The 13,507-nt window shown below is 48.2% G+C and carries 14 protein-coding genes and 1 riboswitch; of the genes, 6 read left to right on the forward strand and 8 right to left on the reverse strand.

The genetic code is table 11. The features are described 5' to 3' along the window. Positions 1–189: 189 nt before the first annotated feature. Together BLV50_RS22705 and nfsA are read left to right on the forward strand one after the other, a co-directional pair. Positions 190–798, forward strand: coding sequence for a TetR family transcriptional regulator (locus tag BLV50_RS22705; protein WP_063566247.1), 609 nt, complete (start codon positions 190–192; stop codon positions 796–798). Beyond that, a complete protein-coding gene (nfsA, locus tag BLV50_RS22710) occupies positions 782–1,525 on the forward strand; it encodes an oxygen-insensitive NADPH nitroreductase (protein WP_090810159.1) in 744 nt (247 codons plus the stop codon). Before BLV50_RS22705 ends, nfsA begins: the two co-directional genes overlap by 17 nt. A gap of 108 nt (positions 1,526–1,633) precedes the next feature. Here nfsA and BLV50_RS22715 read toward each other — a convergent pair whose 3' ends face one another. From BLV50_RS22715 to BLV50_RS22745, 7 genes are all read right to left on the reverse strand, one after another. Further along, positions 1,634–2,440 carry a TatD family hydrolase gene (locus tag BLV50_RS22715; RefSeq protein WP_090810161.1) on the reverse strand — a complete coding sequence of 269 codons (807 nt, stop codon included), beginning with the start codon at positions 2,438–2,440 and terminating at the stop codon, positions 1,634–1,636. Between the two features lie 95 nt (positions 2,441–2,535). Further along, on the reverse strand, positions 2,536–3,432 hold the full coding sequence (locus BLV50_RS22720; protein ID WP_244552202.1) for an ABC transporter ATP-binding protein: 897 nt from the start codon (positions 3,430–3,432) through the stop codon (positions 2,536–2,538). Between the two features lie 43 nt (positions 3,433–3,475). Next, on the reverse strand, positions 3,476–4,234 hold the full coding sequence (locus tag BLV50_RS22725; RefSeq protein WP_063566244.1) for an ABC transporter permease: 759 nt from the start codon (positions 4,232–4,234) through the stop codon (positions 3,476–3,478). Continuing rightward, positions 4,234–4,524 (reverse strand): thiamine-binding protein, encoded by a 291-nt coding sequence (locus BLV50_RS22730; protein WP_024632265.1) that lies wholly within the window; start codon positions 4,522–4,524, stop codon positions 4,234–4,236. Before BLV50_RS22730 ends, BLV50_RS22725 begins: the two co-directional genes overlap by 1 nt. A 223-nt stretch (positions 4,525–4,747) precedes the next feature. After that, the gene (locus tag BLV50_RS22735) at positions 4,748–5,788 is read right to left on the reverse strand and encodes an ABC transporter substrate-binding protein (protein WP_090810163.1); all 1,041 of its coding nucleotides are present in this window, start codon (positions 5,786–5,788) and stop codon (positions 4,748–4,750) included. Between the two features lie 221 nt (positions 5,789–6,009). Then, positions 6,010–6,122, reverse strand: a riboswitch (TPP riboswitch). 145 nt (positions 6,123–6,267) lie between these two features. Continuing rightward, positions 6,268–7,023 (reverse strand): NAD-dependent epimerase/dehydratase family protein, encoded by a 756-nt coding sequence (locus tag BLV50_RS22740; RefSeq protein ID WP_072734946.1) that lies wholly within the window; start codon positions 7,021–7,023, stop codon positions 6,268–6,270. A 17-nt stretch (positions 7,024–7,040) separates the two neighbouring features. Continuing rightward, on the reverse strand, positions 7,041–7,427 hold the full coding sequence (locus tag BLV50_RS22745; RefSeq protein ID WP_064642680.1) for a VOC family protein: 387 nt from the start codon (positions 7,425–7,427) through the stop codon (positions 7,041–7,043). Positions 7,428–7,613: 186 nt separating this feature from the next. Between BLV50_RS22745 and BLV50_RS22750 the strand changes: the two genes are divergently transcribed. Further along, positions 7,614–8,102: a DUF2798 domain-containing protein gene (locus tag BLV50_RS22750; RefSeq protein WP_063566240.1), complete on the forward strand. Its 489-nt coding sequence runs from the start codon at positions 7,614–7,616 to the stop codon at positions 8,100–8,102. A 183-nt stretch (positions 8,103–8,285) separates the two neighbouring features. Here BLV50_RS22750 and BLV50_RS22755 read toward each other — a convergent pair whose 3' ends face one another. After that, positions 8,286–9,521, reverse strand: a complete 1,236-nt coding sequence (locus BLV50_RS22755; RefSeq protein WP_090810165.1) for an MFS transporter — start codon at positions 9,519–9,521, stop codon at positions 8,286–8,288. 379 nt (positions 9,522–9,900) lie between these two features. On the opposite strand from BLV50_RS22755, the gene serS reads away from it, so the two are divergent. The 3 genes from serS (at position 9,901) to BLV50_RS22770 (ending at position 13,444) form a co-directional block, all read left to right on the forward strand. Then, complete coding sequence (gene serS, locus BLV50_RS22760) at positions 9,901–11,199, forward strand: serine--tRNA ligase (protein ID WP_072734944.1); 1,299 nt, start codon at positions 9,901–9,903, stop codon at positions 11,197–11,199. Between the two features lie 219 nt (positions 11,200–11,418). Beyond that, on the forward strand, positions 11,419–12,066 hold the full coding sequence (locus BLV50_RS22765) for a response regulator transcription factor (RefSeq protein ID WP_090810167.1): 648 nt from the start codon (positions 11,419–11,421) through the stop codon (positions 12,064–12,066). After that, positions 12,059–13,444, forward strand: coding sequence for a sensor histidine kinase (locus BLV50_RS22770; protein WP_090810169.1), 1,386 nt, complete (start codon positions 12,059–12,061; stop codon positions 13,442–13,444). The genes BLV50_RS22765 and BLV50_RS22770 overlap by 8 nt, the downstream gene beginning before the upstream one ends. Positions 13,445–13,507 lie beyond the last annotated feature (63 nt).

A 13,507-nucleotide genomic window follows, 5' to 3' on the forward strand; every position in this document is an offset into this window, starting at 1 on the left:
CAAGCACCCCGGTGATTTTCACCGGGGTGCTTGGTTTAATAGTAGGTTGAGGTGGCTAGCTTTGCAGAACCACAGGCGGCACACCTTGCGCTTTGATGCACAAACTTTCATAATGAAACGATAGAGTAGTCTCGCTGCAGCCCGGTGAGCTGGAGCAAATGAATAGAACGGACAAGAGGAGCGGACGGAATGACGGAACCGGAATTGGATATAAAAACGAGGATTTTGCTTGCAGCCAAGAAGCTTTTTGCACAGCAGGGGTATGACGGGACAAGTGTTCGTCAAATCTGTGATGAGGCGGGTGCGAATGTATCGCTGGTCTCGTATCATTTTGGTGGAAAAGAAAAGGTGTTCGAAGCATTATTTGAGCACTTTTTTCCTGATCATATGATGAACGAGTTGGCTGAAGAGTCCATGTCCTCCCCCGTGGAGGGTATCCGACGAATCATAGGTGAAGTCGTAAAATTCACGATGACGGACCGGGAGATGAGCGATATTGTGCAGCTTGAAATTACACTGCGTACCCATCGCACAGCTACCGTGTTTCGTTTTTTGGACCCCGTCTGGACCAGAGTGAGAGAACTGCTGCAAGAAGGCAAGGAGCAGGGCGTGTTTCAGATCGAGTCCGTATCTTATGCGATGCTTCAGGTCATGGGTGTGGCTTTGGCGCACAAACGGGCTAAGAATTCGCGGTTTAGCTTTGACTATCAGGATATGAACACAGATGAACTGGCTGAGCAAACCATTGAATTCGTACTACGAGGATTGGGAGTGAATAGCAATGAACGAAACCATTGAATTGATGATGAAACACCGCTCTGTGCGGAAATTCAAGCCAGACCCGGTAAGTGAGGAGCAGCTGGCAGCAATCGTGGCGGCCGGGCAGATGGCTTCCTCTTCAAGTAGTGTGCAGGCCTATACTATAATTGCTGTTACCGAACAGGAGCAGAAGGCCAAATTGGCTGAATTGGCAGGCAATCAGTCTTACGTCAATGAATGCCCTGTGTTTCTCGTATGGTGTGCTGACCTTTATCGCCTGAGTGATGCTGCCAAGCGTCATTTGCCTGAAAAGGAATCCTATGAGGACTCCACTGAAAACTTTATGGTGGCCACCATTGATGTTGCACTCGCATCGCAAAATGCTGCGCTTGCAGCAGAGTCACTAGGTTTCGGAATTGTATATATTGGCGGGCTGCGCAACCGTATTGAGGAAGTGAGCGAAGTATTGGGTTTGCCCGACGGCGTCTATCCAGTATATGGAATGTGCATTGGTGTTGCTGATCAGGATACGGGTATTCGTCCGCGTCTACCACTGGATGCTGTCCTGCACCATGGCCGCTATAACGCCGAGCAGACTCTCAAAGGCGTCGAGAGCTATGACGAAACGACTGCTGCATACATGAAGGAGCGCACTCAAGGGGAACGTTCTACATCGTGGTCCGAAATGATGGCGAAACGCCTCACAGAACCGGTACGTCTACAGATGAAGCCATTCCTCGAAGGCAAAGGATTCTTGAAACGTTAAGTGTAAATTCAAAAGAAGTCAGTTCGGCAGATGCCGACTGACTTCTTTTTTTGCATACTATATCTATTTAGTTGAGGAACCAGCACAAGAATGGATGCCAATTCGGACCTAAGGAAGACCGTAGAAGCGTTTCGTATTCTGATAAAAGAGACGCGCAGCCCGCTCCGTTCCCATACCGGTCACTTCACTCCACGCTTGAATGACCTGTCTGGTCATGGCAGGGTGCGTCATTCTTCCCTGGAAAGGTCCCTCGAAAGGCCAAGGTCCATCAGTCTCTGCCATAACCTGCTCGGAAGGATACTGGCGAGCTAATTCGCGAATTTCCTCTTCGTATATGATATCAGGTGTAAATGAGACGAAGTATCCGTTGTCAGCCATTCGCTGGACGGTCCCCTTGGAACCTTTGAACCAGTGAAAATGTGCCCGGCGATGTTGATATTGCTCCAGCAGGTCACAGGCGATATCGGCATCCTCGTATACAGCGTGCAGCACAATCGGTTTACCGTGCCGTTTCGCTAGCTGGATAAATCGCTCCAACAGATCGATATAGCCGCTCTGATCAAAGTACTGTCCTGCCTGTTCGGCTTCCTGTCGGTTGTAATAAGGCAATCCAACTTCCCCAATCGCTGTGGCTTGTCCCATATGCTTTTCGATCCATTTGATAAATAGATCCTGCTCTGCCAGGGACGGCAGGGGCTGCTCGGGATGGAACCCAAAGGCCGGATATACGGTACGAGGGTATTGGGAAGCTACTTCTAGGTTACTCTGGGCAGAAGCCAGATTCATGGAAACGGCGATGACAGCCTCAACCTGCTGGGATGGGAAGGAATGCAGCATCTCACGTTGTTCTTCAGGTGTATATTTGTCCAGGTGAAGATGGGCATCGATCAAGGGTGCAAAAGCGGTTGATTGCATGGATTGACCCCTCCTTTTTGTCTTTTACCAATGATACGCAGGATAGTTTGTCTTGGATCACCCATTTTAGGGAAAAAATAACTCAAAAACCCGCACTATTTAGATAGGCGGGTTTTCTGCTGTTCTTCTCTCATCCACTGGGAAATCTGCCGTTTCCGTTCAAGAAAAGCAGATTCCTCCGTGATCGCTTCGCGACGTGGACGATCAAAGGGAACATCGACCTCGTGAAGTACAGCCGCAGGCCGATTTGATAAAACATAGATACGGTCCGCAAGCAATAATGCTTCCTCGATATTATGCGTAATGAACAGCACCGAGCGGCGGTTCTGTTCCCAGATATCGAGCAGCCAGCGCTGCATGTCGCTACGGGTCAGTGCATCCAGCGCACTAAAAGGCTCGTCTAGCAGCATCAGCTCCTGCGGACTGAGCAGGGCGCGCAGAAAGGCAACCCGCTGCTGCATGCCGCCCGATAACATATGCGGATAGGCTTGTTCGAACCCAGCCAGTCCGACACTGCTCAGCCACTTCCGGGCATCTGCAAGCGCCTCTGCTCGGGGTGGTGCATCCGCAGACACTTCACCTGCAAGCAGCACATTGTCCTCAATGGTACGCCATGGGAAGAGGGCAGGCTGCTGCGGCATATAGCTAATCTTGCCGCGTTGTCCGGTGACATCCTGACCATTCATCAGGATTTGGCCCTCCTGAGGTTTCAGCAGACCGCCGATGATGTGAAACAGGGTGCTTTTGCCACAGCCGGAAGGGCCCACGATGGCTACGAATTCTCCTTGTTCCACGGTCAGGGACAGACCATCCAGAACGGGCAATGTGCTGCGTCGCTCTCGGAACGAAGCATTCACGTTTAATACTTCCAACGCTGGTGATGAATGATGTGCAGGTAAGGCCACGGTTCCATACTCAGGACTTCCGCTACTCGTTGGAGTGGTTTTACCTTCATCCGGCGCAGCTACCCGCTCGTTGTGTTCGGGTGTCATCTTGTCATCACTTCCTAACCTTTATATGGTGCATATTTCAAAGTTATCGCTTTTGTGGACGCCAGCGTACGAGCAGCTTCTCCAGTAGCGCAATGAGCAGGAAGAGCAGCAGACTCAATGCCACAATAATCATGATTGCCACGAAAAGACGATCCGTCCGATAGGCTGATTTTTGCAGCATCATATAATAGCCGATGCCCTTATCTGCACCGATCCATTCGGCGATAATCGCACCCATGACGCTGTACGTAGCGGCAATTTTAATCCCCGAGAACACCGAGGGCAATGCATGTGGAAGTTCGAGCTTCCAGAAAATTTGGCCGCGTTTTGCACCAGCCATGCGCATATAGTTCATCATCGCCGCATCGGTGCGGGTCAACCCGTCCATGGCAGCTACAGCCACCGGGAAGAAGCAGACCAGGATGATGGTAATCAGTTTGGGCAGCAGCCCAAATCCGAACCAGATCAGCAAGAGCGGAGCAAGCGCAATGGTCGGTATATTTTGACTAAGAATAAGTAATGGATAGAGTGCAGATTTCAAAAATGGAATCAGATGCAGCACCATCGCAATCAGTAATCCCACAAGTGTACCTGCTGCAAACCCAATCAATGTCAGCTGGATTGTTGCCCATGCATGCATACCAAGTCGCTCGGCCTGGGATGCTGCTTCATGGGCGATGTCCGAAGGCGCAGGCAGCATCCATTTCTCAATATGGAACAGGGAGACGGCTCCCTGCCATATCGCTATAAAGAGAATAACCGCCACAAAGGGCGGCCATACGCTTTTCCAATAGGCATGCATTAGCGATATTTCTCCGTCAGGGTGTCCATGCTGAAGCCACTTGGGCTATGGGCGATTTTGATCTGTGAGATGATGCTAGGGCTGCCAGCTTCCACGAGAACTTCGTGCATTTTGCGGACAACCTCCAGCAGTTCCTCTAGTTCTCCCTCCATCGTGGTATCGAGTGGATTAACCTGATATTTCAAGCCAGACTGCTGAATGACTTCAATCGCACGATCAACATAAGGATAGGAATTTTCGCCATTTGGCGTTTTGGGAATGACTTGAATGCTAAGTAGTGTGCTTGCCATGAGAGATCACTTTTCCTTTCGAAATATATAAAATGAACTAATGACTGTTACACTTGCCACTTCGATGACAGAATAACCTTCCAATCGCTGTTATCCCCAGATTTTTTTGATTCCCTTCTCCAAAGGGAAAATCCGGTGATAAAGGCGAACGCTTCGCTTTTTCACGTTATTTCTGTCCTCTTCGTCATCGTGTAAATACTAAGTTCGTTTTATATGGATAATTTTATTGGGGTAAGAACTCGTTTGTATATGCTTTGGATACATCTACCTGCTTATCGAGCAGTTTTTTGCTAAACATCCAATCCGTGTAGTTCTGCCATACTTCCTGCTTTTGCTCACCCCAGCGTGGTGCGTCATCCTGATATTTTGGACTCAGCCACTTCTGGCTTGCGAGTACAAGATCCTTATCCAGATCCGGTACGGCCTTGATCAGAATGTTGGCAGCGTCTTCGGGATGTTCAATCGCATATTGATATCCTTCGGAAGTCGCTTTCAAGAACGCTTTAACCAACTCGGGATCGTCCTGAATCGTCTTTTCATTGGTAACGAGTACAGGTGTGTAGTAGTCCAGTGCATCGGAATAATCTTTCACATATAACATGTCGATCGGTTCGCCGCGCAGTTCGGCTTCAATGCCCGTCCATGCGTAGAAAATCCAGGCAAAGTCGATATCGCGTTTCACAGCGGTGAAGAAGTCTGCATCGCCCATGCTAATATTTTTTACTTTGGATACATCGGCGCCTTCGCCTTCCATAATGGATTGCATCACAGCTTCTTCCACCGGGGAGCCCCAGCCACCATAGGTTTTACCTTCAAAATCTTTGGGGGATTTGATGTTCCGGTCCACCGGAGCGGCAAATCCGGACGTGTTATGCTGAATGACTGCAGCGATGGACACGAGCGGTACGCCCTGTGTGCGGGCCTGGGTTACACTCTCCTGATAACTTACGCCAAAAGGCACTTCGTTCGAAGCTACCATCGTATCCGCGCCTCCGGCACCTGGCTGTACAATCTCGACATTTAAGCCTTCGGCTTTGTAAAAACCTTGATCTACAGCCGCATACAGGCCGGTATGATTCGTATTTGGTGTCCAGTCCAGCACCACTTTAATGTCCTTGAGGGCTGCGTTGTCACCTTCATTGCTGTTTTCGGTGTTGCTGCTGCCATTTTCTCCTGAAGGTGCAGCTTCTTTGCCGCCACATGCGGCCACAGCCACAAGTAGTACGCACAAGAGCATTAGGCCCATCATTTTACGCCATCTCATCTTCATTTCTCTCCTTCATGTTGTCCGGCCAGTGGCGCGGGGTACTCCTTGGCTTCATATCCAAGCTTCTTGCATAAATCGACAGATTTATACCAGCTATGATCCGGATGACGTCACTTTTTTTAGCTCTCTGGCTATATAAAAGAACATTAAAAAAGCGCCCCGTTAATCCGGGACGCGTGCAGGCGTTAGAGATGTGGCACTCAGCAAAGAGGCTGGGCCAATTCGATATACTCCGATTCCTACGCTGGCATGATCCAGATCAGGTCTAAGGGTCAGTATCTTGGTGGGATACACTCTCAGCCGGCCTATTCCGACTCCCCTGGGAAACTATGAAGTTACGGGCATTACTAGGTGTAATTATAGGCCAGAGGCCCACGCATGTCCAGTCAGGAACTGGATAGGGGCACGTATGAATGAATCAAAGAGGCCATTATACATGCGTATAACGACCTCTCTAGATGTGTGATTTTCAACAATTATCGTGGCGAATCATATAAGGAAATCTGACTGAGTGCAAAAGCATCGGATTTCGGGTCATAGCCTACCTGTTTCTGAGTGGTTTCCAGATTCAATCGTTTAAACCGATTATTCGAGATCCCATGCAGTATGGTGAAGGGCTCCAGATCTGTAGTTGTAATTGCTTTGAACATCAAATCACACAAGTCAGCCGGACTAATATACGCGCTCATATCCCTTGCCTCCAGCGCGGGTCCATCCGGTTGGAAATCATCATATGCACCTATACGTATTGCTACACTTTGTAAACCTTCGGTATATGCAAAATAGGAAGCGAGCGATTCACCAAAACATTTGCTAACTCCGTACAAATTCCGTGGGCGTGTCGGCATGTCCGGATAGACTTGAGCATCAATGGGATACCCCTCGATCGTCTGTGCACTGCTTGCCAGAATGACTCTCCGCACACCTTGGTCCTTAGCTGCACGGAATACATTAAATGTACCTTTGATATTGATGTCCAACAACGATTCATAGAATCCGGCATGCGGGGAAGGATCTCCCGCCAGATGTACAACCACATCCATGCCTTCGCAAGCGTGCTGACAGGCTTCGGGATCTGTCACATCAAGTGTCATGATCTCATGGCTTGTCCCTTGATACGTATGCAGTCTGTCGATATTCAAATCCGTTAGTCGCAGGTGAAATGCTTCTGACAAGTGTTGGGACAAGTCACGTCCAATTTTTCCGGCTGCGCCGGTAATTAAAATGTTCATTAAATCAGCTCCAATTCTTAGCGCTGGAAGAACTCGATCCATTCCTTCTCGGGTCCATAGATGAAGAAATAACGGTAACCGTTAGGCAGTGTAATCATCTCTCCATCAATAAACTCGGCCTCAGTTGCCTTAATGCGGTTGTACTCAGACTCAAGGTCATCGACATGGATAGCAAAATGATGCACCGTACCTTCGGAAGGCAGCTTGTCGCTGTATCCCTGAATCAACTCAATCTCAGTCTCATCGCTTCCGTTGAAGCCGAGAAAGGCGAGCTGAATGACACCGTTGGTGTGGGTTACCCGATCTTTCAATTCAAGACCAACAATCTCCGTATAGAAACGCAGCGTGGTCTCTAGATCACGAACGGCAATGCCGACGTGGTCAATGCGCTTTTGAAAACTCATAATCCAAATCCTCCTTATATGCATTGAATCTTTTCTACCATTTTAAGGGATATCATAGGGCTGTACTACGAGGTTGTCAAATAGGATTTTAATTTGGAAAAATTATAATTGTTCACAGAATGTTCACTTATGAGGAGGGGTTCGTCATCTCTATAATTACGAAGGTAAACAGAGAGGATGAGAGAATTGCCAACAACGAAGAAAGAACAGATTATTTTTGGAATGATGATGTGCACAGGAATGGTCATCGTCATGATGGCCTTCAATTTATGGCACAATGGGTTATTGAGCAAGATGTCCGCGCTTGAAATATTGCTTCAGTTCATATTGTGCTTTGTCATTGCATTTCTGGTGGAGTCCTTTATTGTCGGACCTGTAGCGCGAAAAATTGCATTTTCCTTACCTTTTGACAAGTCCAACAAAATCCTGGGCGTGCTGGCTATGTCATTTTTCATGGTCATTGGAATGGTTCTGATCATGTCCTTGTACGGAATGATTTCCGCTTATCTTGCGAATCAGTTAAATGGAGCATCCGTACTAAGTACGTATCTTCATACGATTGCTCGTAATTTCAGCCTGGCGCTTCCTTACCAAATTATTATTCTGGGACCACTCGTTCGATATGTATTCGGTAAATTCATTAAGGATAAAGGGAGTGTAGTCCCTACAACCTAAATAACGTTAGTTCCGATTTAGAGCATCTGAAAGTATTTCCTGGGCAATCGTCCACTGCACTAAGATAAAGAAGTAATTGTTCATTTTCAAATCAAAAAAGACCTCGTAGCATTCACGCTACGAAGCCTATCTTTTTACCAGTTATGATTAATGGAATTTAATTTATCTTCTGTTCGGTAGATATTACGATGCTGAACTCACGGTATGCCTGCGCTGCCATTGATACGCGATCACGCTGATAATCAGCAGACCAACTGCAAAAATGGCAAGCATCCACGCCGACTGGTTAACTTCCAGATGGTCCAAACTCCAGCCTGTAACCAAAGGTAGAATGGCACCACCAACACCACCTGATGCAATCAGGATGCTGGGCGTTGATTCTTCTGTTCCAGGCAGCATTTTGCTGGCGAAGACGAGGGCAATGGAGAACACGCCCGATAGTGCGAGCCCGAGCAACAGGATGATCAGAAATGCCGACCAGATCTGGTTGGTAAAAGGAAAGATCATCAGCAGTACAACTGCTGCAAGACAACTGTACAGAACGTAGACGCGATATTGGAATTTCTCCGCAATATATCCGGCAAACAGTCGTCCAACAGACATGGCGATCCAGAAGCAGGTAACACTAAGCGCAGCACCTGCTTCCTTCATGTTCATTTTCTCAATCAGAATGGCTGGCATGAAGTTGGCAAGGCTCATTTCGGTGCCGACATAGAGAAAGAAAAATACAACAAATAAAGACAGAAGAGCCAAATTACGGCCGCTATAGGTTGAACGAGTTGGTTTAATGTCTGAAGGATTCGTTCCATTTGGCGATTCAGCAGCGTGAGTGTGTCCAGGAGTCTGGTCTGAGCTGCGTCGACTCAGCTCGTTGTCCAGCTCACCGAATGAACTTTTGGCCCAGAAGATAAAAGTCATCGCTGCACAGACGGCAACCACGAGGAACGACATGCGCCAGTAGCCGGCAGAAATCAGACCGCTGGCAATGAGCGGCATGACCATAGCGCCGATACCAAATAACACTTCGAGTCGGCTCATGGCAACCGCCGTATTATCTTTAATTGCAGCAATGATGATTGTACCGATGACAGCCTCGATCATACCGAATCCGAATCCAGCTGCAGGTGCAATAACGAACATCCAGCCCCAAGGAGGCAGCAGCATATAGGATAACTCTGCAATGCAGAGCAGAGCTGTAGCAATTAATATGCCACCTCGTTTACCAAAGCGTTTATTCAACCACGGAGATAAAAGTACACCACCCAGGAACCCGGCAAATTGGGCAAATATCAGTGTGCCTCCCTGACTATAATCCTTGCCATAATGTTCAAGGGCAACGGGCAGGATGGAGCCGAGAACGACGTGGGCAAGTCCGATGAGGAAATAGGACAAGCATCCAATCCAAAGCAATTTTTTCATGAAGAAAAACTCCTTCTAGATATTATGTTATGTAGTAAGTCTGCCATTCAGGAGTATTTCCTAAAAACAAACAATCTCTATCATAACAGGACATGTAAGGGTGTGCACGGATAACTTGCAATGGAGGCTAAAGTTCGTATATACTGAAAAACAACAATTACAGATCGGACCATGCCGTTGAAGAGCATCCAACTCGGAGGCGTTTTCGCCAGGGGAGCGTTATTCCCCAAGTTAACCGGAACCGCCCGTTATCGCGGACCAAGAGGCTGAACCAGAATATTCTGGTTTGGCAAGTTGGGTGGCACCGCGAGCAGAGCGCTCCTCGTCCCAAGGGATGAGGGCGCTCTTTGTATTTTTACAGCCAAAGGAGACGGTGACCATGTTGGAAATGAAGTGGATTCGGGAGCATGCAGAAGAGGTGCAAGCTGCGGCAGTTGGCAAGAGAATGGATATCAGTATTCGTGAATTGTTGGAACGGGACGAAGAGCGCAGAGCACTTTTACTGGAGACGGAAGAAGGGCGTAGAGTTCGTAATTCGTTATCTGCAGATATCGGCAGACTGATGCAAGCTGGTGAGCGTGAACAGGCCGAGGGTTTAAGGGAACAGGTGAAACAGCTGAATGGTCAGTTAGAGCAAGTTGAAGCCAAGCTTGCCGTTATGCAAGAGGAAGTGACAAGGCTGCAATGGTTGGTACCCAATGTTGTATCGCCAGACACGCCAGTGGGTGCATCGGATGAGGATAATGTGGAGCTGAGACGTGTGGGTGAGCTGCCGGTATTCGATTATGAGGCCAAGGATCACGTGGAACTCGGTGAACGGCATGATCTAATCGACATCCCCCGTGGGGTGAAAATCGGCGGAACACGAAGCTATGTGCTCAAAGGAGCAGGGCTTCTCCTGCACCGGGCTGTACAGCAACTTGCGCTTGATCTGCTGCTGAAGCATGGATTTACGCCAATGGAAGTTCCTCTGATGGTGAGGGAGAATACACTCTTGAACACGGGGTTCTTCCCCACAGGACGGGATCAGGTCTATGAATTAGTAGGCGAGAACAAGTGGCTGGTGGGAACATCGGAAGTGCCGCTGGTTTCGTATTATGCGGATGAGATTGTGGATGTGCAGGAGCCAATCAAGCTGGCAGCCACATCGACATGTTTCCGCAGTGAGGTTGGCTCAGGCGGGCGGGATGTACGCGGATTGTACCGGGTGCATCAATTTGCCAAAGTGGAACAAGTCATTATCTGTGCACCGGATGCGGAAGAATCGGAGCGAATGCTGCAGGAAATTACAGGACACGCCGAGGAGTTACTGCAATTGCTGGAACTGCCTTATCGTGTTGTGGCTGTGTGTACAGGGGATATGTCGCAGAAAACGTACAAACAGTACGATATTGAAACCTGGATGCCAAGCCGCAATGCGTACGGGGAGACACATTCGTCGTCGAATCTGCATGATTTCCAGGCTCGGCGTTCGAATATTCGTTGTCGCGATGCCCAAGGTAAGCTTGCCTACTGCCATACGTTGAACAATACGGCTGTGGCTTCACCACGCATTCTGATTCCATTGCTGGAGAATCATCAGCAGGCGGATGGGAGCATTCGTATTCCAGCCGCACTTCAGCCTTATATGGGCGGTGCCGAATATTTGATTTTGCCGCACCAGGATGAAGAGGTTTAAAAGGATTACAAGCTGTGTGGAGAAGTAAAAAGGGAACCCTTGTGAGGGTTCCTTTTTGTTTTACCTGTGATGTTGGGACCAGTGGAGAGTGTTCAGCGCTTTTATGGTACGGTTACCGCAGTACAGGAATGGGGGGAATGGCCAAACCAGATGGGTATGTCACACAGCTGTAACGTACAGATTGTATAGTAGAATGCAGTTTGGAAAGGAGGGGCAGATATGAACCTGCTACTCGCGGATGATGAGCCGTTGATGCTGCAAATATTAAAAGCCTATTTCGTTAAAGAGGGCTTTCAGGTGTTTTTAGCCGAGGATGGGGAAGCAGCCCTGAATCTCTTTTATAATAATCAAATCGATTTGGCGGTTTTGGATTGGATGATGCCAGGACGCAGCGGTGTTGAGGTGTGCCGGGAAATCAAGCGTACGAGTCGTGCGAAGGTACTGCTGCTCACAGCCAAAGGGGAATCGGATGATGAATTTCTTGCCTTGAAGGCCGGAGCGGATGATTATCTGCGCAAGCCGTTTGATTCGCGTATCCTGCTATTGCGTGTAAAGAAGCTGCTGCAACTTTCCTCCAAAATCATTGTGGGAGAACTGACTGTCGATCTGGAAGGCCAGAAGGTTTACCGTCGTGGAGTGGATGTAGGGGCTACCCATAAGGAATTCGAATTAATGAAGGTTCTGGGAATGAATAAGGGGCAGATCGTAACCCGTAAAATATTGCTGGATCAGGTGTGGGGTTTCGATTACTTCGGCGAGGAGCGTACGGTAGACACTCATATCCGCAGACTGCGTGAGAAAGTTGGAGAAGATTCAATCAAAACGTACCGGGGAATGGGTTATTGCCTAGAGGATCAAGATGAGTAAACTGACCCGTAAACTGCTCGTGCGCATAATCAGTGCATTGTGTGTTGTCTTCTTCCTATCCTTTATCGTCAATACGTTTTTCCTGCCTAGCTATTTTTTGTATCAGAAAAAGCAGAAGTTGGCCGAGTTAACGACTGAAATCTCTGCTTCAGAACATGGCGATCAGCTATCACGGATTGAGAGTCTTGAAACGCAATACGAGGTCGCTATCGCTTATGCATCGTTGAAGGATAGTGTGAATGATATTAACGATCAATTGTTATTTCAATATAACCGCAAGGGAATTGCTCTTAGTAAATTTTGGCTGACAGAAGAGAGTATCTCTGCGCTGCGTGAGGGTGCCCGGGTTAATAAATTCTATGATCAGACCAAGCTGAAATCAAGCTTTCTCGTGAACTTTGTGAAGGTGGGGGATTCCGTGTTTGCTGTCGGCGATTCCATCTCCCATTCATCGGAGACGATTCGAATTATTAATCAGTTCAACGCGTATATATGGCTCGGCATGCTGCTGTTGCTTATCCTGCTTTCCGTGTTGTATACTGCCCGGATTGTTAAACCGCTCGCGAAGCTAAGCGAAACGGCTGAAGCCATTTCCAATTTATCGTTTACGAAGGTTGATATAAAGACAGGTGATGAGATTGAGTCTTTAGGGCGCAGCATCAATGTGATGAGCGACAAATTGCAGCAGGCGCAACATTCTTTGGAAATAAAAAACGCCAATCTGCGAACGTTCATCTCGGATATCTCGCATGAATTGAAAACACCGCTTTCCCTGATTCGAGTTTATGCCTCTGGTATTCAGGATGGCTTAGATGACGGAACCTATGCTGGAGTAATTCAGCAACAGAGCGAAGAGCTGGCTGGTTTAATTGACCGTCTGTTGGAGCTATCCCGTCTGCAGGCCGAAGTATATGATTTTGAACCTGTTGATCTTCGCCAACTGCTCACGGAGACCCTTCATACCTATGAAACCGTATTTCAGCAGCATGGCTTGCATGTGGAAGTGGAGGATCGATGGACTGCCGAGACATGGGTGCTGGCTGATCGATGGAAGCTGGAGTCTGTTCTGCACAATTGGATGACCAACGCGGTGAAATATACAAGCGGTGACCGAATAACCGTTACCCTTGAAATGAAAGGGGAAGCGGCACATTTCGGTATCGCCAATGAAACGGATAAGGAAGAGCATGAACAGTGGGATCAGGTTTGGGAGCCTTTCTATGTAATGGATAGTTCGCGCAGCAAAAAGTTTAGCGGGACGGGTCTGGGCTTGTCTATTGCCCGGACGATTCTGGAGAATCACCATGCCGACTATGGCCTTAGCGTAGCCGATGGAGAAGTTATGTTTTATTTTTCTTTACCTTTAATACAACGTTAATGAAGGAGCCGCCATGCAAATGGTGGTTTTTTTGTGTGAGAAGCAACCTGAATTAGAGCCTTT

The sequence above is a fragment of the Paenibacillus sp. 276b genome (assembly GCF_900107875.1).
In the GTDB taxonomy this organism is placed as follows: Bacteria; Bacillota; Bacilli; order Paenibacillales; family Paenibacillaceae; genus Paenibacillus; species Paenibacillus marchantiae.